Raw genomic sequence first — 20963 nt, forward strand, 5'->3', positions numbered from 1 at the left:
GGAAAAGCCCCGCGTGTTCGGGGCTTGTTCCGTGGACTACCGCCTCGCTCAAGGGTTCTAACTTTCTTTTAGCAGGCCTTCGCTCGAGTAACCCGATCCACCAGATAGACCAGTCCGTGATAGTCGATGCCGCCGTGCTGCGTCAGGCCGATCTCACAGGTGCGGCTGGTGGAAATCCCCTCGTTGCAATGTTGCACCGCGTCCTTGAGTGTGCGCAGCGAGTGGCTGTTCAGCTCCGGCGTGGTGAAACCCTTGTCACCGGCAAACCCGCAACAATGGATGCCTTCCGGGATCACCACGGTTTTGCTGCATTTGCGTGCCAGTTCGATCAGCGCCTGGCTTTCGCCCAGATGCTGGGTGCTGCAGGTCACATGAACTGCAATCGGTGCTTCTTGCGGGGTGAACTCCAGTCGATCGAGAAGATGCGTACGGATGAAGCGCACCGGGTCATACAGATCCAGGCGAACATTTCCCACGTCCTGCACCAGGCGCAACGTGCACGGGCTGGTGTCGCAATAGATCGGATCGAGTCCACCGCGACTGGCGTGCAGCAGCGCGCTGATCAACTCCTGACGCTTGTGCTCGGCCTGTTCGGCGTAGCCTTTGGAAGCAAACGGCTGACCGCAGCAGAGGTTGTCCTGATTGTCCGGGAATACCACTTGGTAACCGGCCTTTTCCAGCAGGCCACGGGTCTTGTCGTACAGCGACATCTGCTCCTTGTCGCCCGCTGCCGGGCCCATCATCCGTGAAACACAGGCGGCCAGATACACAACGCGTGGGCGTTCGTCGGACACGCTCGGGCTGAAGCGAATGGCTTTTTCCGGTTGCGGCATCGCGCTGGTCCACAGCGGCACCTGGCCTTTGGACAAACGTGTCAGGGTTGCCGACAGCTTCGCCAGGCGCGGTGCGCCGAGCAGCATCCGTGCGCCGTTGGCCACGTGCAGGGTGAAGCGTGCGCCTTGCAGGGTCTTGGCGAAATTTCCTTCGATCCAGTCAGCGGTTTTCTGATGCGTGGCGTTACGGGCGCGGAGCTTTTTCACCAGTTCGCCGGTATTGATGCCTACGGGGCAACGCTGCGCGCACAAGCCTGTCGCGGCACAGGTTTCAATGCCTTGGTACTCGTAGGCTTGTTCCAGCTCGGTGGTGTCAACGCCGGCGCGTTTCTTCGCTTCAATGTCACGCCAGATCACGATGCGCTGGCGCGGGCTGAGGGTCAGACCTTTCGACGGGCAGACCGGTTCGCAGAAGCCGCACTCGATGCATTTATCGACAATCTCGTCAGCCGCCGGCAGCGGCTTCAGGTGTTTGAGGTGGATCTGCGGATCTTCGCTGAGCACCACGTCGGGGTTGAGGATGCCGTTGGGGTCGAGCAGACGTTTGAGCTGCCACATCAACTGATAGGCATCGCTGCCCCATTCCAGCTCAACGAACGGCGCCATGTTGCGCCCGGTGCCGTGTTCGGCCTTGAGCGAACCGCCGAATTCCACCGCCACCAGTTGCGCCACGTCGTCCATGAACGCCTGATAGCGTGCGACTTCTTCCGGACTGTTGAAGCCTTGGGTGAAAACGAAGTGCAGATTACCCTCCAGAGCGTGTCCGAAAAGGATCGCTTCGTCGTAGGCGTGTTTGTCGAACAGTTCGATCAGGCGATTGACGCCGATGGCCAGTTGCTCGACCGGGAAGGTCACGTCTTCGATGATCACCGTGGTGCCGGTTTTGCGCACGGCGCCGACGGCGGGGAAGGTGTCCTTGCGGATGGCCCAGAGCTTGGCGTTCTCGGCCGGGTCTTCAGTGAAATCGACCTGTTTTTCCACCGAGAAACCGGCTAGCGAAGCCATGATCTGCGCCAGTTGTTCCTGCAGCAAAGTGGAAGAGGCGGCGCGGGATTCGATCAGCAGCGCGCAGGCATTGTTCGACAGGTGCTGTACGAAATCCGGCATGCCCGGTTTGTCCTGCACCGAACGCAGACTGCGCCGATCGAGCAATTCCACCGCCGACACCGGTTGGCTTTTCAGCACGGTGACTGCGTTGCAGCAGGTTTCCACATCCGGGAACACGATCAGCGCCGAGGCCTTGTTCGGGTGATCGACCACCGTGTCGTAGGTCACCGCGCTGATGAAGCCGAGCGTGCCTTCGGAGCCGACCAGCAGGTGGCTCAAGATATCCACAGGCTCGTCGAAATCCACCAGGGCGTTGAGTGACAGACCGGTGGTATTTTTCAGACGATATTTGTGGCGGATTCGCGCAGCCAGTTCGGCATTGGCGCGGGTCTCGCGGCCCAATGTTGCCAGGCGTTCCAGCAGATCACCGTGGCTGGCGCGAAACGCGGCGACGCTGGCGGCGTCTTCGGTGTCGAGACGGGTGCCGTCGGCGAGTACCAGACGGATCCCGGCCAGCGTGTGATAGGTATTTTGCGCGGTGCCGCAGCACATGCCGCTGGCGTTGTTGGCGACGATGCCGCCGATCTTGCAGGCGTTGATCGACGCCGGGTCGGGGCCGATCTTGCGCCCGAAGGGAGCCAGCCACGCGTTGGCCTGCGCGCCGATCACTCCAGGTTGCAGGCGAATCTGCAGGCCTTGGCCGCGAATCTCGCGAGCGTTCCAGTTATCCCCCAGCACAATCAGCACCGAATCGCTGATCGCCTGCCCGGACAAACTGGTGCCAGCGGCGCGGAAGGTCACTGGAACCTGATCGCGCTGGGCCAGTTTCAGCAGCGCTACCACTTCATCTTCGGACTCGACGCGGATCACCAGTTTGGGAATCAGCCGATAAAAACTGGCGTCGGTGCCGAAGGCCAAGGTCGACAGCGGATCGTCAAAACGGCGCTCCGCTGGAATCAGTTGCTGCGCATCACGCAGGAAATTCACCGGAAGCGTCATTGGTCCTCCAGGATCAGCACCACAAGGTCTTTCGGGCCGTGGGCGCCGTAGGCCAGTACTTGTTCGATGTCGGCAGTTTTCGACGGGCCGGACACCAGCAGCGCGTTGGTCGGCATGCCTTGGGCCCACTCGAATTCCTGTTGCACCTGATAGAAGTTGTCGCGGATTTCGCTGGCCTTGAGCAGGGCGAAATGCACCGGCGGCACCAGGCTCATCAATCGCGGCTCTTCACGAGTGGGCCAGAGAATCAGGCTGCCGGTCGCGGCGATGGCGCCGAGAGTGCCAGTGAGGCTGGCCGGGGTGTCGTTGAACAGCTCGGCTTTCCACTCCTCCATCGGCCGGTCGTAGGATTTCAGTGTCGGCAGATCAGGATTGTTCGCCCAGTGTTGTGAGATGCGCTGCCCGTGAGGCGTAGTCGGTGCGATCAGCAGGCTCGGTAGCTGCCGGTCACGCAGCAATTGCGCGAGCAGCGTCGGCCAGTCTGCGCCGGTAGTCAGATGGATCTCGGTGTGGACCGCTTCCATCAGTTTGCGCAGCTGCGGGATGCGTTGCTCGGCGCTGTAGGTGTAAGGCTGGGTCACCAGATCGACGTCGAACTCGTCGGCAATCGGTGTGGCGCCGGTCAGACTTTTCCGTAGTTTGGCGAGGATATTTTGCTTGGCGCTCATCAGCGGTCTCCCTGTTTGGCCAGATGCTCGCGGGCCATGTCGTGCAGTGAGCGGGCGGCGGGTTTTGGTGCGCTGTGGTTTTGCGTCCATGGGCCGATATGGCTCGGGGTCAGGGCGCGCAGGCGCGTGGCGAAGAACCCGAACAACCGATACAGCGTCGGCGAGCTGTTGAGTTTCGCCCAGGCGTTCCAGATGAAGCGTTCCTTGCGCGAATATTTGCTGCCCTGGCCGCGCATCACTTGATGCGGACTGTCCGGGGCTTTGACGTTTTCTTCGCGCAATCGCCGCAGCAGGGCAGGGATCGGAATTTTCACCGGGCACACTTCACCGCAGGCACCGCACAACGACGAAGCGCTCGGATGATCCGGGACTTTCGCCAGACCGACCATGTGCGGCGTGATGATTTTGCCGATCGGTCCCGGATACACCTCGCCGTAGGTGTGGCCTCCGACGCGGGTGTAGACCGGGCAATGGTTCATGCAGGCACCGCAGCGGATGCAGTTGAGGGTCTGGCGCAGTTCGCTGTCGGCAAAGGCCTGGCTGCGACCGTTATCGAGCAGCACCAGATGCACTTCCTGCGGGCCGTCGAGTTCATGTTCCTTGCGCGGGCCGGAGATCATGTTGACGTAGGTGGTGATCGGAATGCCCAGCGCCGAGCGGGTCAGCAGCGACAACAGCGGCACCACGTCGCGCAGGTTTTCCACGACCTTTTCGATGCCGGTGACGGCGATGTGCACCGGCGGCACGGTGGTGGTCATGCGGCCGTTGCCTTCGTTTTCCACCAGCAGCAGGGTGCCGGTTTCGGCCACGGCGAAGTTGACGCCGGAAACGCCGATGTCCGCTTCGAAGAATTTCTGCCGCAGGACCCTGCGACCGATCTGAATGAGTTGGTCAACGTCCTTGGTGTACTCCACGCCAAGTTTGTCGTGGAACAAGGACGCGACCTGACCGGCATTCTTGTGGATCGCCGGCATAATGATGTGTGAAGGCTTCTCGTGGTCGAGCTGGACGATGTATTCCCCCATGTCGGACTCCAGGCATTCAACACCTTGAGCCTCGAGGAAATGGTTCATCTCCATCTCTTCGCTGACCATCGATTTGCCCTTGATCACTTGCCGCGCCTCGTGAGCGCGGATGATCGAAAGGACGATGCCATTGGCCTCGTCCACCGTTTCCGCCCAGTGCACTGTCACACCGTTGCGGGTCAGGTTCTGTTCCAGTTGCTCGAGCAGGTCGGGCAACTTGGAGAGCGCACGCGCCCTGATCGAGTTGCCCAGGGCGCGCAAGTGTTCTCTTTCGTGGGCATCGCTGAAAGCCGCTGCCCGCTTGGTCATCAGTGAATCCATCGCAGTGCGGAAGTTGTTCCGTAGCTGCTGATCACCCAGGGCGTTGTGTGCCCGGGTGCGGAAATCTTCTTCTACGGCAACCGTAGGAATAATCGTCGAGGTGCTCATTGCGCACCTCCGGTTCGTTGCCACAGAAAGCTGGCGAGATGTTGCCCGCGCAGCGCTTCCTTTTGTTTCTCCAATGCGCCGTTGATGTTCATCAAACAGCCACAGTCGGCGCTCAACACTTTGTGCGCGCCGGAATTCTTCAACGCCCGGGTCTTGTCCGCCACCATCGCGCCGGAAATGTCTGGCATACGGACGCTGAATGTCCCACCGAAGCCACAGCATTCGCTTTCGTGGTCGTGGTTGACCCGTTCCACGTTGCTCAACTGCGCCAACAACTCGCGGCCGTGCAGGTGGGTGTTCATTTCGCGCCGTGCCGAACACGAGGTGTGCAGCGCGACTTTGACCGGCTCGCCGCTGTCCTTGAGCTGCACCTTACAGACGAACAGCAGGAACTCGGCCAGCTCATAGGTGCGGGCCGCGAGGGCCTGCACCTGTTTCAACGTTTGCGGCTCGTCCTTGAACAAGTCGGCGTAATGCTCGCGCAACATGCCCGCGCAGGAACCCGACGGCACCACCACCGGATAATCCCCGGCAAACAGCGCCAGTTGCGCGCGCGCCACCGTCCGCGCCTGCTCGGTGTAACCCGAGGTGTAGGCCGGTTGCCCGCAGCAGCTCTGCCCTTGCGGGTACTCGACCTTGATCCCTTCACGCTCGAGCAAGTGGATCGCGTCCATCCCGGCTTCGGGGTAGAACAGGTCGACCACGCAGGTGCCGAACAGATAGACCCGCGACGGTTTCTCGCTGGGGTACTGCCGAGGTTCGGGCAGTGGCGGTGCGACGCGGGTGGCGTTGGGCACAGCGTTGTAAAAAAGCTCGCTCATCAGGCGTGTCTCCGGGTGGGCCCGGTTATCCGTCTGTGGCGGCTGCTGAATATAAAGAGCCTTGCTTTCAGCAGCCTTACAGACCGGGGTGTGAATTGCTGACGCCGGAATCACCAGCCGGCGTCGGTTATTTCCGTTTTGTTTATAGGTTTAGTGCACCAGCATGCCGGTGAACCAGTAGGCCTGGGCCAGAGTGATCAGGCCGACAATCGTGGCAAAGAATAGGCTGTGCTTGAGAGTGAAGCGGAACAGATCCGATTCCTTACCCACCAGCCCGGTCGCGGCGCAGGCCACGGCGATCGATTGTGGCGAGATCATCTTGCCGGTCACACCGCCGCTGGTATTGGCGGCTACCAGCAGGGTGTCATTGACGCCGATCTGGTGCGCGGTGGTCGCCTGCAGCGAACTGAACAGCGCGTTGGACGAGGTATCCGAGCCGGTGAGGAACACGCCCAGCCAGCCGAGGAACGGAGAGAAGAACGGGAAGGCTGCGCCGGTCGCGGCCAAGACCAGCGCCATGGTCGAAGACATCCCTGAGTAGTTGGTGACGAAGGCAAACGCCAACACCATGCCGATCGACAGAATAGGCCAGCGCAGTTCGTAAAAGGTTTCTTTCAAAGTGGTCAGACCAGTTTTGAAATTGATCTTCAGTACCAGCATCGAGATCAGCGCCGAGAAGAAAATCGCGGTACCGGTCGCGGAAATCGGGTCGAGTTTGAACACGGCCGGGATGGCGGTCGGGGTGGCGACGATCGGAGCAGTCTTGATCACCAGTTGGTCAAGGTGCGGGATGGCAAAGTTGAACACCCAGGCGTACATCGAACCGCCGGCGGCAAACATGGCCTTGAACGGCTTGAGGGTCCAGATGGTCACCAGCACGGTGAGGATCAGGAACGGCGACCACGCTTTGAAAATTTCCCCAAGACTGTAAGGCGAAGCGACGGTGGTGCGCTTCTGGCCGAAACCGCCGACGCTGGCGGTAATCGCTGCGCTCGAGGTGGCGCCGGCGATCTGTGCACCGGCGGTGCGTTTTGGCTGCCAGACTTTAAGGAACAGGGTCAGGGAAATCAGGCTGGCCAGGGCCGAGGTGATGTCCGGCAGCTCCGGGCCGATGAAGTTCGAAGTGAAGTACTGGGTCACGGCGAAGCTCAGGCCTGCGACCAGTGCTGCCGGCCAGGTTTCACGCACGCCACGCAGGCCGTCCATCATGAACACCAGCCAGAACGGCACGAACAGCGACAGCAGTGGCAGTTGGCGACCGGTCATGGCGCCGATCTTGAACGCGTCGATGCCGGTCACTTGCCCGGCAACAATGATTGGAATGCCCAGTGCGCCAAACGCTACTGGCGCGGTGTTGGCAATCAGGCACAGGCCGGCGGCGTACAGCGGATTGAAGCCGAGGCCGACCAGCAGCGCGGCGGTGATCGCTACAGGCGCGCCGAAGCCGGCAGCACCTTCAAGGAACGCACCGAAGCAAAAACCGATCAGCAATACCTGCAGGCGCTGGTCGTCAGTGATCGACAGCACCGAACTGCGAATGACCTCGAACTGACCACTCTTGACCGTCAGTTTGTAGAGGAACACCGCCGCGACAATGATCCAGGCAATCGGCCACAGACCGTAGGCAAAGCCGTATCCGGCCGCGGCGAAGGCCATGTCGACCGGCATGTGGAAGGCGAAAATCGCCACGGCAATCGACAGGGCCAGCGTGATGCTGCCGGCCACGTGACCCTTGAGGCGGAACACCGCCAGCGCGAGAAAGAAGAAAACGATGGGGATGACGGCCGCAAGAGCGGAGACGCCGAGACTGCCGAGCGGGGTATAGAGCTGTTGCCAGGTTTGCATATGGGGTGGCCCCTAATTGTTGTTGGTCAGGCACTGTCAGCGTTCTTGGTTAATTGGTAATACCAATTTACAATCGCTGTTGGCTAGGGTAAAAGCCTTGATATCGGTGTGTCAATTTGTCGCCCTGAAACTTTTGTCGAATAAGCGGTGCAGAGGGCATCTGATCCGGTCGGGCGAATGTGCGCTGACAGGTGTCGGCGGGGCGCCGATAGGCCAGAATAGAGAGCCCGGCGAGCGGTCGGGATCGTGGAGAAATGAGTTATGGGGTTTGATCAGATTCGTCAGCGCCGTTTGTCTGACGATATTGTCGAGCGCCTCGAGGGGATGATCCTCGAGGGCACGCTGAAGTCCGGTGAGCGGCTTCCGGCCGAGCGCGCCTTGGCCGAGCAGTTCGGCGTGTCGCGTCCGTCTTTGCGCGAAGCGATTCAGAAACTGGCGGCCAAAGGCTTGCTGGTCAGTCGCCAGGGTGGCGGTAACTATGTGGTGGATACGCTTGGCTCGACCTTCAGCGATCCCCTGCTATTGCTGCTTGAGAGCAACCCCGAAGCGCAGCGTGACTTGCTGGAATTTCGGCACACTCTGGAGGCATCGTGTGCCTATTACGCCGCATTGCGCGCCACGGATGTGGATCGTGAGCGTCTTACTGCAGCATTCAACGAGCTGCAGGATTGCTACACGCGACATGACGAAGTGAGCCGGGCGGAAGAAGGGGCGGCGGATGCGAAGTTTCATCTGGCGATCGCCGAAGCCAGCCACAACGCAGTGCTGCTGCACACCATTCGCGGGTTGTTCGATCTGCTCAAGCGCAACGTGGTGACCAACATTGGCGGCATGTACAAGCAGCGCACGGAAACCCGCGACATGCTGATCTCTCAGCACCGGGAGCTGTATCTGGCGATTATCGAGGGGCGTGCGGAGCAGGCGCGGGAGGTTTCCAGTCGGCACATTCTGTATGTGCAGGAAGTGCTGGAGGAGGTGCGGCAGGAAGTTCAGCGCATGGCTCGGGCGGAGCGGCGCAAGGGAATGTAGCTTTTAGAGGCAAAAAGATCGCAGCCTTCGGCAGCTCTTACAGGGAAATTCTCATTCCTGTGTAGGAGCTGCCGCAGGCTGCGATCTTTTAAAGCAGGAAAATTATTCTTCCTTGCCCTTGTTGCGCACGGCGCGCTGCAGCTCTCGACCGGCGTCGCGTTCGCGCTCGGTGTCACGCTTGTCGTATTCCTTCTTGCCCTTGCCCAGAGCGATCTCGCACTTGACCATGTGCTTGCTCCAGTAGAAGGACAGGCACACGCAGGCGTAGCCTTTCTGTTGCACGGCAGCGGCGAGTTTTTCCAGCTCGCGCTTGTTCAGCAGCAGTTTGCGGGTGCGGGTCGGATCGGCGATGACGTGGGTGCTGGCGGTCATCAACGGCGTGATGTGACTGCCGAGGAGCCAGGCTTCGCCATCCTTGAGCAGCACGTAACTGTCGACCAGTTGCAGCTTGCTTGCCCGCAGACTTTTTACTTCCCAGCCGGCCAGGACCAGACCAGCCTCGAAACGATGTTCGATGAAGTAATCGTGTCGCGCCTTTTTGTTCTGCGCGATGGTCCCTGTTGGGTGTTTCTTCTGTTTAGCCATAGGGGCGGCATTATATGGAGATAAACGGTCCTCGGCTACGGTGATGCTGCGTGCTTGAGCACGTTGAGTGAATCCCGGACAATGCGGCCTCTTTTTCTAACGCTTGGGCGTGATATTCAATGTCGACAGACAAGGTTTCTGTCCACGGCAGTTGGGCTAGCCGCTGGGTTTTCATATTCGCCGCGACCGGTTCGGCCGTGGGACTGGGCAGCATCTGGAAATTCCCCTACATGGTCGGGGTCTACGGCGGCGGCGCCTTCGTGCTGATGTTTCTGGCCTGCATCGCCCTGATCGGGATCCCGGTCATGCTGGCTGAAACCCTGATCGGCCGCCGCGCACGGCAAAGTCCGGCGAACGCCCTGAAGGTGCTGGCGCTGGAAGCCGGGCATTCGGGCAAGTGGTCGTGGGGCGCATTTGCCGGGATGATCACGGCGTTGCTGATCCTGTCTTTCTATAGTGTGGTTGGCGGCTGGTCGCTGGATTACATCATCGACATGGGGCGCGGCGACTTCCAGGGCGCCACGGCGGAGCAGGTCGGCGCTTATTTCGGCAATGTCATCTCCGATCCCTGGCGCCTGACACTTTGGCACACAGTTTTCATGCTGTTGTCGGCCGTGGTGATCGCCAAAGGCGTGGTTGCCGGGCTTGAGCGCAGTCTGCGGATCATGATGCCGCTGCTGTTCGTGATGGTGCTGGTGTTGCTGGGTTACAGCATGACCACCGGGCATTTCATGGAAGGCGTGCATTTCATGTTCGATTTCCACCCGGAAAAAGTCCTCGACGGCTTGCTGCCCGCCATGGGCCATGCGTTCTTTTCCCTGAGCGTGGGCGTCGGCTCGATCATGATCTACGGCGCTTACATGACCAAGGAAGCCTCGTTGTCCGGCACGGTGGTCGGTGTGGCACTGCTCGACACCTTCGTGTCGCTGGTGGCCGGTCTGGCATTGTTTCCGATTGTGTTTGCTGGCGGTTTGAACCCTAGCGAAGGTCCGGGCCTGATGTTCGTCAGTCTGCCATTTGCCTTCGGTAACGTGGTTTTCGGCCAGTTGATGGGCGTGGTGTTCTTTGTCCTGGTGGCAATTGCCGCCTGGAGCTCGGCGATTTCCCTGCTCGAACCGATGGTTGCCTATTTGGTTGAACGCACGAAAATCAGCCGTGGCTGGGTGACTTTCTGGCTGGCATTCATTTGCTGGTTCGTCGGTCTGGGTACGGTTTTCTCCTTCAATATCTGGAAGGAAGCCAAATTTTTCGTGAACGATGGCGGGCTGTTTCACCTCTACCAATGGGGGGCGGCAGGCGGTCTGGACTTCTTCGGCGTGATTGATTTCTTCACCTCGCGGATCATGTTGCCGCTCGGTGGCTTGTGCTTCGTGCTGTTTGCCGGTTGGGTGATGGGGCGTGAGGCGGTGCGTGACGAGTTGTCGATTCGTAACCCGGCGCTGTTTGCCCTGTCCCTGTTCTTGATGCGCTACGTGGCGCCCATCGGCATTCTGGTAGTGTTTGCCGCTCAGCTCTGGAAGTAACGCTTACATGACGACACATATTCAACGTTCGGCGTTGCTGCCATACCCGGCGCAATTCCTCTACGACCTGGTCAACGACGTCGCGCGTTACCCGGAATTCCTGCCGTGGTGCTCGTCCGCCGAGGTGCTGGAGAGTTCGCCCGAGCACATGCGTGCCAGCGTTGGCGTGGCCAAGGGTGGCCTCAGTCAGCACTTCGTCACGCGCAATACGCTGGTGCCGGGGCAATCGATCGAGATGAACCTGGAAGAAGGCCCGTTCAACCAACTGCATGGCGTCTGGGTCTTCAAGGCGTTGAACGAGAAGGCCTGCAAGATCAGTCTTGACCTGTCTTTCGACTACGCCGGCCCGCTGGTGCGCGCGACACTCGGCCCGCTGTTCAATCAGGCGGCGAATACGTTGGTGGATGCGTTCTGCCAGCGCGCCAAGCAGATGCATGGTTGAGCCGGTGATCGAGATTGAGGTGGTGTATGCCGCCGTGGATCGTCAGATCTTGCGCACTTTGAGCGTTCCTGAAGGGACGACAGTGCGTGAGACGGTGCTCAAGTCAGGTATTGGCGATGAATTTCCGGAGCTGGACCTGAACGAATGTCCGCTGGGAATCTTCGGCAAGGTGGTGGCTGATTCACAGGTTCGCTTGATTCAGGCAGGGGATCGCATCGAGATCTACCGACCATTGCTGGCTGACCCGAAAGAGGTGCGGCGTCTGCGCGCGGCCAAGGCTGCCGAGGCGAAAGCGCGAAATCAGTAGATGGGCCAAATCGCAGGCAATAAAAAACCCGGAAATTCCGGGTTTTTTATTGCCTCGCACCTTACTGCGGCGAGGTGTCCAGCGGTTCAGGCGTCGGAACCGGAACGGTTTCAACACCGTCCACGTCCTTCTGGATCGAATCCAGCAAGGAGCCTGGTTTGGCTGGTTGTTCCGGCTTCGGCTTCTCGGCGTTTTCAGCAGGGGCGGTCACGCTGGTGCCACTGTCCTTGCCGAGAATGGCTTCGTCACGGCTCACGCCCGGCATGAAGTCACCGGACAGGCTGACAAGCTGGTCGTTGGAGTTGAAATTAACACTCATGCGTTCCTGTTGGCGTTCACCGCCACCAGGTTGCAGGCTGTACAGATAATCCCAGCGATCGGCATGGAACGTGTCGGTCAGCAGAGGGTTACCCATGATAAACCGTACTTGCCGACGGGTCATTCCCGGGCGTAACTGGTCTATCATGTCCTGCGTGACGACATTGCCCTGCTGGATGTCGATTTTGTAAACCCCGGGGAATGAACAACCGGCGAGTGCGAGCAGTCCCACAAAGGTGAAACTGGTTAGCAAGAGCTTGGTGTTTTGCATCGGTGGGCGACTTCCACTATCTTGGCTGGGACAACGTAAACGCCGATCATACCCGCATTAAGAGAAGCTGCGAAGCAGCATCGCGAGAAAGCTGACCATGGTTGAAAATAGCGAACTACGCAAAGCCGGCCTCAAAGTGACCCTGCCACGGGTCAAGATCCTGCAAATGCTCGACTCTACCGAGCAGCGTCACATGAGTGCCGAAGACGTCTACAAGGCGTTGATGGAAGCGGGCGAGGACGTCGGTCTGGCCACGGTTTACCGTGTTCTGACCCAGTTCGAAGCCGCTGGCCTCGTGGTCCGTCACAACTTCGACGGTGGCCACGCGGTATTCGAATTGGCCGACGGTGGCCACCACGACCACATGGTCAACGTGGAAACCGGTGAAGTCGTCGAATTCGTCAGTCCGGAAATCGAAAAGCTCCAGAAGGCAATTGCCGAGGAGCACGGTGTTGATCTGGTAGATCACAATCTGGTGCTGTACGTACGCAAGAAAAAGTAAGCATGTCGCGCGAATTTCAGGTTCGCGAAACGAACGAAGGCGACCCAAGGGTCGCCTTCGTGCTTTCTGCTGCTCTTATACTTTTGCGGTAACCACCATTTTTTTTGCGTGAGCCAAAGACTCTTTGGTCAGGTCGATGCCGCCCAGCATCCGCGCCACTTCTTCTATACGGTCGTTCTTGCTCAGCTTGGACACGGCGGTGTGAGTCGCCTGTTCACCACGCACCTTGTGCACGAACAAATGCTGATGACCCTGCGCTGCCACTTGCGGCAAGTGCGTCACGGTCAGTACCTGCCCGCGATCGCCAAGACGTCGCAACAACTGGCCGACGATTTCGGCGGTCGGCCCGCCGATACCCACGTCCACTTCGTCGAATACCAGGGTTGGTACCCGTGAGGTCTGCGCGGTGATCACCTGAATCGCCAGACTGATCCGCGACAGCTCGCCGCCGGAGGCCACTTTGGCCAGCGCCTTCAGTGGCTGGCCGGGGTTGGCGCTGACCAGCAGTTCAACCTGTTCCAGACCATTGGGCAGCAGTTCGTCGCTGCTATTGGCGCGCAATTCAATGGTGAAGCGCCCGCCCGGCATGCCCAAGCGCTGGATTTCCTGCTCCACGGCGCTGGCAAGGCTGCCGGCGGCCTGATGACGCAAGTCGCTCAGCTCGCGGGCCTTCTCTTGATAATGGCGTGCGTAGGACGCCAGTTCTTCACCCAGGCGCTCGATAGATTCGTCGTTGGCGTTAAGGGTTTCGATCTCATCCAGCAACTTCTGCTGCATCTCGGCGACTTCGGTTGGCTGGATCCGGTGCTTGCGGGCCAGGGTGTAAATTGCGTCGAGGCGTTCTTCCAGATACTGCAGGCGCGCCGGATCGGCATCGAAGTTGTCGAGGAAGCGATTGAGTTCGCCCACGGCTTCTTCGACCTGGATCTGCGCGCTGGTCAGCAGGCTGCTGGCTTCGCCCAGTGCGCCAACCGAGTTGTTCACGCTCGACAGGCGATTGAGGCTGGCGGTCAGTGCGTTCAGTACGTTGCCGGAATCGCTTTCGCTGCACTGCTCGACCACCTGTCGGCAAATGCCGAGCAGGGTTTCGGCATTGGTCAGGTTTTTGTGTTCCTGCTCCAGCTGTTCCAGCTCGTTGTCGCCGAGGCCGAGGTTTTCCAGTTCTTCGAGCTGGTAGCTGAGTAGTTGGTGGCGCGCGCGTTGTTCGTCGCCGGAGTTGGAGAGGCGCTCCAGCTCCTGGCGAGTCTGGCGCCAGCGCTGCGCAGCCAGTTGAACCTGGCGGGCCAGATCGGTGGCACCGGCGTATTCATCGAGCAGGCGGCGATGGGTATCGGTTTTCAGCAGGGACTGGTGTTCGTGCTGGCTGTGGATATCGATCAGCAGTTCGCCGAGAGCCTTGAGATCGCCGAGCGGGCAGGGCGTACCATTGATATAGCCACGCGAACGGCCTTCAGCGGTGATCACCCGACGCAGGATGCATGGGCCGTCGTTTTCGAGATCGCGTTCGGCCAGCCAGGCATGGGCTTCGGGAATGTCGACCAGATCGAAGGTGGCCAGAATGTCGGCCTTGTCGGCGCCTGGGCGAACCACGCCGCTGTCGGCGCGATCGCCCAGGGTCAGGCCCAGGGCGTCGAGCATGATCGACTTGCCGGCGCCGGTTTCCCCTGTGATCACGCTCATCCCGCGATCGAGTTCGAGATCGAGATGTTCAACGATGGCGTAGTTATGTACGGACAGGTGCACCAGCATAAAGGCCGCTCCCAGGCTTTAGGTCTGGTTATTTATACAGTGTTTTGTTTCAGGCTGACAATGCCCTCGCTTAGCTCGATTTGCTTGATCCGATCAAGTGCTTAGTCCGAGCGGGAATGACAATGCAGCACTTTTTTGTAGGGTTAATCATTGCAGGCCCTTGAAGCCTGATTTTGCGGCCCCATATATCGGGGCAGAAGCGCGAGTACAGCTCGCGGACGTAATTGAAAGGAGAATTCTATGGCTGACGAACAGACAGTAGATACGCAAAATCCAGAAGCCAATCAGGCGCCCGAAACTTCGGGTGACGACCTGGCGACCCGTGTACAAGTGCTCGAAGAGCAGTTGGCCGCCGCGCAGGATCAGTCGCTGCGCGTAGCTGCCGATCTGCAGAACGTCCGCCGTCGTGCCGAGCAGGATGTCGAGAAGGCGCACAAGTTTGCGCTGGAAAAATTCGCCGGTGACCTGCTGCCGATCGTCGACAGCCTGGAGCGCGGCCTCGAGCTGTCGAGCCCGGACGACGAAAGCATCCGTCCGATGCGCGAAGGCATCGAGCTGACCCTGAAAATGTTCCACGACACCCTCAAGCGTTACCAGCTTGAAGCGATCGATCCGCATGGCGAACCGTTCAATGCCGTTCACCATCAGGCGATGGCCATGCAGGAAAGCGCCGACGTCGAACCGAACAGCGTTCTGAAGGTGTTCCAGAAGGGCTACCAGCTCAATGGCCGCCTGTTGCGTCCGGCCATGGTTGTGGTCAGCAAGGCGCCGGCGCCAATTTCGCCTTCGATTGACGAGAAGGCTTGAAATTAGCCGCAAGGCCCCCATTTAGAAGTCAAGCGTTTAAGTATTACCGCAGTTAGCCACCACTGCTGCGGCAACAAAATCCAAAGTTTCGGGAGAGTGAACATGGGCAAAATTATCGGTATCGACCTGGGGACTACCAACTCCTGCGTCTCCGTGCTGGAAAATGGCGTAGCCAAAGTTATCGAAAACGCCGAAGGCGCGCGTACCACGCCGTCGATCATCGCTTACGCCAACGATGGTGAAATCCTCGTTGGTCAGTCGGCCAAGCGTCAGGCAGTGACCAACCCGCACAACACCCTGTACGCGGTGAAGCGTCTGATCGGTCGCAAGTTCGACGAAGAAGTCGTACAGAAAGACATCAAGATGGTCCCGTACAAAATCGCCAAGGCTGACAACGGCGACGCCTGGGTTGAAGTGAACGGCCAGAAAATGGCGCCGCCACAAATCTCGGCTGAAATTCTGAAGAAGATGAAGAAGACCGCCGAAGACTACCTCGGCGAGCCTGTGACCGAAGCGGTGATCACCGTTCCGGCCTACTTCAACGACAGCCAGCGTCAGGCGACCAAAGACGCCGGCCGCATTGCCGGTCTGGACGTTAAACGTATCATCAACGAACCAACCGCAGCTGCTCTGGCTTACGGTATGGACAAGGCCAAGGGCGATCACACCGTGATCGTTTACGACCTGGGTGGCGGTACTTTCGACGTTTCCGTGATCGAGATCGCTGAAGTTGACGGCGAGCACCAGTTCGAAGTGTTGGCCACCAACGGTGACACTTTCCTCGGCGGTGAAGACTTCGACATTCGTCTGATCGACTACCTCGTTGACGAATTCAAGAAAGAAAGCGGCATGAACCTCAAAGGTGACCCGCTGGCCATGCAGCGCCTGAAAGAAGCCGCTGAGAAAGCCAAGATCGAGCTGTCGTCCGCTCAGTCGACCGACGTCAACCTGCCGTACATCACTGCAGACGCTACCGGTCCTAAGCACCTGAACGTGAAGATTTCGCGTGCCAAGCTCGAAGCTCTGGTTGAAGACCTGGTTCAGCGCACCATCGAACCTTGCCGCATCGCCATGAAAGACGCCGGTATCGACGTTGGCGCGATCAACGACGTGATTCTGGTCGGCGGTCAGACCCGTATGCCGCTGGTGCAGAAGCTGGTGACCGACTTCTTCGGTAAAGAAGCTCGTAAAGACGTGAACCCGGACGAAGCGGTTGCCATGGGTGCTGCGATTCAGGGCGCCGTTCTGGCCGGTGACGTGAAAGACGTTCTGCTGCTCGACGTCAGCCCGCTGACCCTGGGTATCGAAACCATGGGTGGCGTGATGACCGCGCTGATCGAGAAAAACACCACGATTCCTACCAAGAAATCGCAAGTGTTCTCGACTGCCGATGACAACCAGGGCGCTGTGACCATTCACGTTCTGCAAGGTGAGCGTAAGCAAGCCGCACAGAACAAGTCCCTGGGCAAGTTCGACCTGGCCGACATTCCACCAGCTCCACGTGGCGTGCCACAGATCGAAGTGACCTTCGACATCGACGCTAACGGCATCCTGCACGTTGGTGCGAAAGACAAGGCGACCGGTAAAGAGCAGAAGATCACCATCAAGGCCAACTCCGGTCTGTCGGATGAAGAAATTCAGAAGATGGTTCGCGATGCCGAGCTGAACGCCGAGGAAGACCGCAAGTTCGCTGAACTGGCTGAATCCCGTAACAAGGGTGATGCACTGGTTCACTCGACTCGCAAAATGGTTACCGAAGCGGGCGACAAGGTCAGCGCTGAAGAGAAGACCGCGATCGAAGCTGCCGTGGTTGCACTGGAAGCCGCTGTGAAAGGCGACGACAAGGCTGCCATTGAAGCGAAGATCGAAGAGCTGTCGAAAGTCTCGGCTCCGGTTGCTCAGAAGATGTACGCCGAACAGGCTCAGCCTGCTGAAGGCGCGGCGCCGCACGACGAGAAAGCTGAAAAGGCTGACGATGTTGTCGATGCCGAGTTCGAAGAAGTCAAAGACCACAAGTAAGTTGTTGGTCGGCCGGTTGACTGCCTTGCGGCGGTGACTGGTAGGATGTCGCCGCGCGGGAGCTTGCTCCCGCGTTGGCGTATCTGGAATACACGAATTTTTACAGCATGCGACAAGGTTTGCCTGCTGCTGGTATGGCCGGGAATGCTCCTGCTTTTCGCGCCGCAAGTACCAAAAGAAACAAAGACCAGGATCGTTGAATTGACGTGAGTTGGGTCCGGGCCTGTATTGGGGCTCAACGAGTTTGGCCATCCTCAGGAGGGGTTTGCCGAACGTCCTCAAGAGTGCAAAAGACTTATGGCAAAGCGTGACTATTACGAAGTATTGGGTGTAGAGCGTGGTTCAAGCGATGCAGACCTGAAGAAGGCCTATCGTCGTCTGGCGATGAAGCATCACCCGGACCGTAATCCCGATGACAAAGCGTCGGAAGAACTGTTCAAAGAGGCCAACGAGGCCTACGAAGTATTGTCCGATTCGAGCAAGCGCGCGGCGTACGACCAGTACGGTCATGCTGGCGTCGACCCAAGCATGGGTGGCGGTGGCGCCGGTTTCGGCGGGCAGAATTTCTCGGACATCTTTGGCGATGTCTTCAGTGACTTCTTCGGTGGCGGTCGCGGCGGTTCCCGTGGCGGCGCCCAGCGTGGCAGCGATCTGCGCTACACCCTGGAGCTGAATCTGGAAGAAGCGGTACGCGGTACCACCGTGAATATTCGCGTTCCGACGCTGGTCAATTGCAAGCCATGCGATGGTTCCGGCGCGAAGAAAGGCTCGTCGCCATCGACCTGCCCGACCTGCGGCGGCATCGGTCAGGTGCGCATGCAGCAGGGCTTCTTCTCGGTGCAGCAGACCTGCCCGCGCTGCCATGGCCAAGGCAAGATCATTTCCGATCCGTGCGATTCCTGCCACGGCGACGGTCGCGTCGAAGAGTACAAGACCCTGTCGGTGAAGGTGCCGGCTGGCGTTGATACCGGCGACCGCATTCGTCTGTCTGGCGAGGGCGAGGCGGGCACCCAGGGCGGCCCGACCGGCGACCTGTACGTGGTGATCAACGTGCGCGAGCACGACATCTTCCAGCGCGATGGCAAACATCTGTTCTGCGAAGTGCCGATCAGCTTCGTTGATGCGGCGCTCGGTGGCGAGCTGGAAATCCCGACCCTCGACGGTCGCGTCAAACTGAAAATCCCTGAAGGCACCCAGACCGGCAAGCAGTTTCGTGTACGCGGCAAAGGCGTGGCGCCAGTGCGTGGCGGTGGTGCGGGCGATCTGATGTGCCGCGTAGCGGTCGAGACCCCGGTCAATCTGAATCGTCGTCAGCGCGAATTGCTCGAAGAGTTCCGCAGCTCGCTGGCGGATGACAACAGTCACTCGCCAAAAACCACCGGTTGGTTCGATGGCGTGAAGCGCTTCTTCGGCGATCTGTAAGGAGTCGGCATGCGACGTATAGCTGTGATGGGCGCCGCCGGGCGCATGGGCAAGATTCTGGTCGAGGCCGTGCAACAGCGCGCGCCGCTGACCGGCCTGACCGCGGCGATCGTTCGTCCCGGCAGTACGCTGATCGGGGTGGATGCCGGTGAGCTGGCTTCGCTGGGTCGCATCGGTGTGCCGTTGTCCGGCAATCTCGAATCGGTGGCTGAAGAGTTCGATGTGCTGATCGATTTCACCCTGCCGGAAGTCATGCTGAAAAACCTCGCGTTCTGTCGCAAGGCTGGCAAGGCCATGGTCATCGGCACCACCGGGCTCGATGCTGCGCAGAAGCAACTGTTGGCCGAAGCGGGCAAGGATATTCCGATCGTCTTCGCGGCCAACTTCAGTGTTGGGGTCAATCTGTCGCTGAAGCTGCTCGAAATGACCGCTCGGGTGCTGGGCGATGATGCGGACATCGAGATCATCGAGGCGCATCACCGGCACAAGATCGATGCGCCTTCGGGCACGGCCCTGCGCATGGGTGAAGTGATCGCCGAGGCGCTGGATCGTGATCTGCAGAAGGTTGCGGTCTATGGCCGTGAAGGCCACACCGGTGCGCGCGAGCGGGAAACCATCGGTTTCGCTACCGTGCGTGGTGGTGATGTGGTCGGCGATCACACCGTGCTGTTCGCTTGCGAAGGCGAGCGCCTGGAGATCACGCACAAGGCTTCCAGTCGCATGACATTCGCCAAGGGTGCGGTGCGTGCGGCGTTGTGGCTGGATGGTCGCGAGCCGGGTCTGTACGACATGCAGGACGTGCTCGACCTGCATTGATTGACTGCTTTACCCAGCGCAAACGCCCGGTTTGCGCTGGTTTTTCTGCACCGCGCGACGGCCTGTCGCATTCTCCGGCCTTTTAGGCTCTTTAGCGGTGGACCAAAAAAGCCTTTTTCTGTAAGCTACAGCTTTAGTGTGTCCACTAAAAGCGCGCAGAATAATTCAGTGAAGAAGCGGGGTGACGTGTCCATACGTCACTCCGCTTTTTTACAACCTGCGATTGCCCTTTCATGCGTTATTTACGGGAGGTCTTCTTGACTAAGCCAGCCATACTCGCCCTTGCTGATGGCAGCATTTTTCGCGGCGAAGCCATTGGAGCCGACGGTCAAACCGTTGGTGAGGTGGTGTTCAACACCGCAATGACCGGCTATCAGGAAATCCTTACCGATCCTTCCTACGCCCAGCAGATCGTTACCCTGACTTACCCGCACATCGGCAACACCGGCACCACGCCGGAAGACGCCGAGTCTGACCGCGTATGGTCCGCAGGCCTGGTGATTCGTGACCTGCCGCTGGTAGCGAGCAACTGGCGTAACACGATGTCCCTGTCCGACTACCTGAAAGCCAACAATGTTGTGGCAATCGCTGGTATCGATACTCGTCGCCTGACCCGCATCCTGCGTGAAAAAGGCGCACAGAACGGCTGCATCATGGCCGGCGACAACATCTCCGAAGAAGCTGCAATTGCCGCCGCGCAAGGCTTCCCGGGCCTGAAGGGCATGGATCTGGCGAAAGTCGTCAGCACCAAGGAAAAGTACGAATGGCGCTCCACTGTCTGGGACTTGAAGACCGACAGCCACGCGACCATCGAAGCCTCCGAGTTGCCGTACCACGTGGTTGCCTACGACTACGGCGTCAAACTGAACATCCTGCGCATGCTGGTCGAGCGCGGCTGCCGCGTGACCGTGGTGCCGGCGCAAACCCCGGCTGCCGATGTGCTGGCACTCAAGCCGGACGGCGTGTTCCTGTCCAACGGCCCTGGTGACCCGGAGCCTTGCGACTACGCGATCAAGGCGATCAAGGAAGTGCTGGAAACCGAGATTCCGGTATTCGGTATCTGCCTCGGTCACCAACTGCTGGCTCTGGCCTCCGGCGCCAAGACCCTGAAAATGGGTCACGGCCACCACGGTGCCAACCACCCGGTACAGGATCTGGACACTGGCGTTGTGATGATCACCAGCCAGAACCACGGTTTCGCAGTTGACGAAGCGACCCTGCCGGCCAACGTGCGTGCGATCCACAAGTCGCTGTTCGACGGCACCCTGCAAGGCATCGAGCGCACTGACAAGAGCGCGTTCAGCTTCCAGGGCCACCCTGAAGCGAGCCCGGGCCCGAACGATGTGGCGCCCCTGTTCGACCGCTTCATCAACGAGATGGCCAAGCGACGCTAAGCGTTCGCCTTGAGACTGTAGCGAGAAGCCCTCGAGGGCGGCCCCGACACCGGTGGCGCCCCTCAGGGCTTCAGAAATCGATCAAGACGGCTTGCCGACTGACCTGCGGATT

General features: G+C 59.6%; 18 protein-coding genes. 10 read left to right on the forward strand and 8 right to left on the reverse strand.

Features of this window, described 5'->3' with window-relative positions:
- Positions 1-68 precede the first annotated feature (68 nt).
- From M0808_RS23150 to M0808_RS23170, 5 genes are all read right to left on the reverse strand, one after another.
- Positions 69-2879, reverse strand: a complete 2811-nt coding sequence (locus tag M0808_RS23150; protein WP_247842543.1) for an FAD-binding and (Fe-S)-binding domain-containing protein — start codon at positions 2877-2879, stop codon at positions 69-71.
- Entirely contained in the window at positions 2876-3547 is a 672-nt protein-coding gene (locus M0808_RS23155; RefSeq protein ID WP_247842544.1) for a lactate utilization protein, read from the reverse strand. The genes M0808_RS23150 and M0808_RS23155 overlap by 4 nt, the downstream gene beginning before the upstream one ends.
- The gene (locus tag M0808_RS23160) at positions 3547-5001 is read right to left on the reverse strand and encodes a LutB/LldF family L-lactate oxidation iron-sulfur protein (protein ID WP_247842545.1); all 1455 of its coding nucleotides are present in this window, start codon (positions 4999-5001) and stop codon (positions 3547-3549) included. The genes M0808_RS23155 and M0808_RS23160 overlap by 1 nt, the downstream gene beginning before the upstream one ends.
- Positions 4998-5822: a (Fe-S)-binding protein gene (locus tag M0808_RS23165; RefSeq protein WP_247842546.1), complete on the reverse strand. Its 825-nt coding sequence runs from the start codon at positions 5820-5822 to the stop codon at positions 4998-5000. The genes M0808_RS23160 and M0808_RS23165 overlap by 4 nt, the downstream gene beginning before the upstream one ends.
- 150 nt (positions 5823-5972) lie before the next feature.
- The gene (locus M0808_RS23170; RefSeq protein WP_247842547.1) at positions 5973-7667 is read right to left on the reverse strand and encodes a lactate permease LctP family transporter; all 1695 of its coding nucleotides are present in this window, start codon (positions 7665-7667) and stop codon (positions 5973-5975) included.
- A 261-nt stretch (positions 7668-7928) separates the two neighbouring features.
- On the opposite strand from M0808_RS23170, the gene M0808_RS23175 reads away from it, so the two are divergent.
- Positions 7929-8696, forward strand: coding sequence for a GntR family transcriptional regulator (locus tag M0808_RS23175; RefSeq protein WP_247842548.1), 768 nt, complete (start codon positions 7929-7931; stop codon positions 8694-8696).
- A gap of 102 nt (positions 8697-8798) precedes the next feature.
- On the opposite strand, the gene smpB is transcribed toward M0808_RS23175, so the two are convergent.
- Positions 8799-9281, reverse strand: coding sequence for an SsrA-binding protein SmpB (gene smpB / locus M0808_RS23180; RefSeq protein WP_003221505.1), 483 nt, complete (start codon positions 9279-9281; stop codon positions 8799-8801).
- A 119-nt stretch (positions 9282-9400) separates the two neighbouring features.
- Here smpB and M0808_RS23185 point away from each other — a divergent pair, with 119 nt between their 5' ends.
- Genes M0808_RS23185 through M0808_RS23195 form a run of 3 tightly spaced genes read left to right on the forward strand, consistent with a single transcriptional unit; the run spans position 9401 to position 11553 of the window.
- Positions 9401-10804, forward strand: coding sequence for a sodium-dependent transporter (locus M0808_RS23185; RefSeq protein WP_007961408.1), 1404 nt, complete (start codon positions 9401-9403; stop codon positions 10802-10804).
- A gap of 7 nt (positions 10805-10811) precedes the next feature.
- A complete protein-coding gene (locus tag M0808_RS23190) occupies positions 10812-11246 on the forward strand; it encodes a type II toxin-antitoxin system RatA family toxin (RefSeq protein WP_003221509.1) in 435 nt (144 codons plus the stop codon).
- Positions 11239-11553, forward strand: coding sequence for an RnfH family protein (locus M0808_RS23195; RefSeq protein WP_183784723.1), 315 nt, complete (start codon positions 11239-11241; stop codon positions 11551-11553). The genes M0808_RS23190 and M0808_RS23195 overlap by 8 nt, the downstream gene beginning before the upstream one ends.
- 61 nt (positions 11554-11614) lie before the next feature.
- Here M0808_RS23195 and M0808_RS23200 read toward each other — a convergent pair whose 3' ends face one another.
- A complete protein-coding gene (locus M0808_RS23200) occupies positions 11615-12142 on the reverse strand; it encodes an outer membrane protein assembly factor BamE (protein ID WP_247842549.1) in 528 nt (175 codons plus the stop codon).
- A gap of 97 nt (positions 12143-12239) precedes the next feature.
- On the opposite strand from M0808_RS23200, the gene fur reads away from it, so the two are divergent.
- Positions 12240-12644: a ferric iron uptake transcriptional regulator gene (fur, locus tag M0808_RS23205; protein WP_003221515.1), complete on the forward strand. Its 405-nt coding sequence runs from the start codon at positions 12240-12242 to the stop codon at positions 12642-12644.
- A 75-nt stretch (positions 12645-12719) separates the two neighbouring features.
- On the opposite strand, the gene recN is transcribed toward fur, so the two are convergent.
- Entirely contained in the window at positions 12720-14393 is a 1674-nt protein-coding gene (recN, locus tag M0808_RS23210) for a DNA repair protein RecN (protein WP_210559116.1), read from the reverse strand.
- A gap of 240 nt (positions 14394-14633) precedes the next feature.
- Here recN and grpE point away from each other — a divergent pair, with 240 nt between their 5' ends.
- From grpE to carA, 5 genes are all read left to right on the forward strand, one after another.
- The gene (grpE, locus tag M0808_RS23215; RefSeq protein WP_007961425.1) at positions 14634-15200 is read left to right on the forward strand and encodes a nucleotide exchange factor GrpE; all 567 of its coding nucleotides are present in this window, start codon (positions 14634-14636) and stop codon (positions 15198-15200) included.
- A 102-nt stretch (positions 15201-15302) separates the two neighbouring features.
- Entirely contained in the window at positions 15303-17219 is a 1917-nt protein-coding gene (gene dnaK / locus M0808_RS23220; protein WP_003221521.1) for a molecular chaperone DnaK, read from the forward strand.
- A 297-nt stretch (positions 17220-17516) separates the two neighbouring features.
- The gene (dnaJ, locus tag M0808_RS23225) at positions 17517-18641 is read left to right on the forward strand and encodes a molecular chaperone DnaJ (RefSeq protein WP_003221522.1); all 1125 of its coding nucleotides are present in this window, start codon (positions 17517-17519) and stop codon (positions 18639-18641) included.
- Positions 18642-18650: 9 nt separating this feature from the next.
- Positions 18651-19457: a 4-hydroxy-tetrahydrodipicolinate reductase gene (gene dapB, locus M0808_RS23230; protein WP_134785409.1), complete on the forward strand. Its 807-nt coding sequence runs from the start codon at positions 18651-18653 to the stop codon at positions 19455-19457.
- Between the two features lie 257 nt (positions 19458-19714).
- Positions 19715-20851, forward strand: coding sequence for a glutamine-hydrolyzing carbamoyl-phosphate synthase small subunit (gene carA / locus M0808_RS23235; protein ID WP_027610776.1), 1137 nt, complete (start codon positions 19715-19717; stop codon positions 20849-20851).
- Positions 20852-20963: the final 112 nt, after the last annotated feature.

This window comes from Pseudomonas sp. MWU12-3103b (assembly GCF_023100615.1).
In the GTDB taxonomy this organism is placed as follows: Bacteria; Pseudomonadota; Gammaproteobacteria; order Pseudomonadales; family Pseudomonadaceae; genus Aquipseudomonas; species Aquipseudomonas putida_A.

Bases quoted from the DNA above. Each gene is read 5' to 3' on its own strand.
- M0808_RS23195 (WP_183784723.1), top strand. From the start codon at position 11,239: ATGGTTGAGCCGGTGATCGAGATTGAGGTGGTGTATGCCGCCGTGGAT.
- M0808_RS23165 (WP_247842546.1), bottom strand. From the start codon at position 5,822: ATGAGCGAGCTTTTTTACAACGCTGTGCCCAACGCCACCCGCGTCGCA.
- dapB (WP_134785409.1), top strand. From the start codon at position 18,651: ATGCGACGTATAGCTGTGATGGGCGCCGCCGGGCGCATGGGCAAGATT.
- smpB (WP_003221505.1), bottom strand. From the start codon at position 9,281: ATGGCTAAACAGAAGAAACACCCAACAGGGACCATCGCGCAGAACAAA.
- M0808_RS23150 (WP_247842543.1), bottom strand. From the start codon at position 2,879: ATGACGCTTCCGGTGAATTTCCTGCGTGATGCGCAGCAACTGATTCCA.
- dnaK (WP_003221521.1), top strand. From the start codon at position 15,303: ATGGGCAAAATTATCGGTATCGACCTGGGGACTACCAACTCCTGCGTC.
- fur (WP_003221515.1), top strand. From the start codon at position 12,240: ATGGTTGAAAATAGCGAACTACGCAAAGCCGGCCTCAAAGTGACCCTG.
- M0808_RS23160 (WP_247842545.1), bottom strand. From the start codon at position 5,001: ATGAGCACCTCGACGATTATTCCTACGGTTGCCGTAGAAGAAGATTTC.
- recN (WP_210559116.1), bottom strand. From the start codon at position 14,393: ATGCTGGTGCACCTGTCCGTACATAACTACGCCATCGTTGAACATCTC.
- M0808_RS23185 (WP_007961408.1), top strand. From the start codon at position 9,401: ATGTCGACAGACAAGGTTTCTGTCCACGGCAGTTGGGCTAGCCGCTGG.
- grpE (WP_007961425.1), top strand. From the start codon at position 14,634: ATGGCTGACGAACAGACAGTAGATACGCAAAATCCAGAAGCCAATCAG.
- dnaJ (WP_003221522.1), top strand. From the start codon at position 17,517: ATGGCAAAGCGTGACTATTACGAAGTATTGGGTGTAGAGCGTGGTTCA.
- M0808_RS23190 (WP_003221509.1), top strand. From the start codon at position 10,812: ATGACGACACATATTCAACGTTCGGCGTTGCTGCCATACCCGGCGCAA.
- M0808_RS23155 (WP_247842544.1), bottom strand. From the start codon at position 3,547: ATGAGCGCCAAGCAAAATATCCTCGCCAAACTACGGAAAAGTCTGACC.
- M0808_RS23200 (WP_247842549.1), bottom strand. From the start codon at position 12,142: ATGCAAAACACCAAGCTCTTGCTAACCAGTTTCACCTTTGTGGGACTG.
- M0808_RS23170 (WP_247842547.1), bottom strand. From the start codon at position 7,667: ATGCAAACCTGGCAACAGCTCTATACCCCGCTCGGCAGTCTCGGCGTC.
- M0808_RS23175 (WP_247842548.1), top strand. From the start codon at position 7,929: ATGGGGTTTGATCAGATTCGTCAGCGCCGTTTGTCTGACGATATTGTC.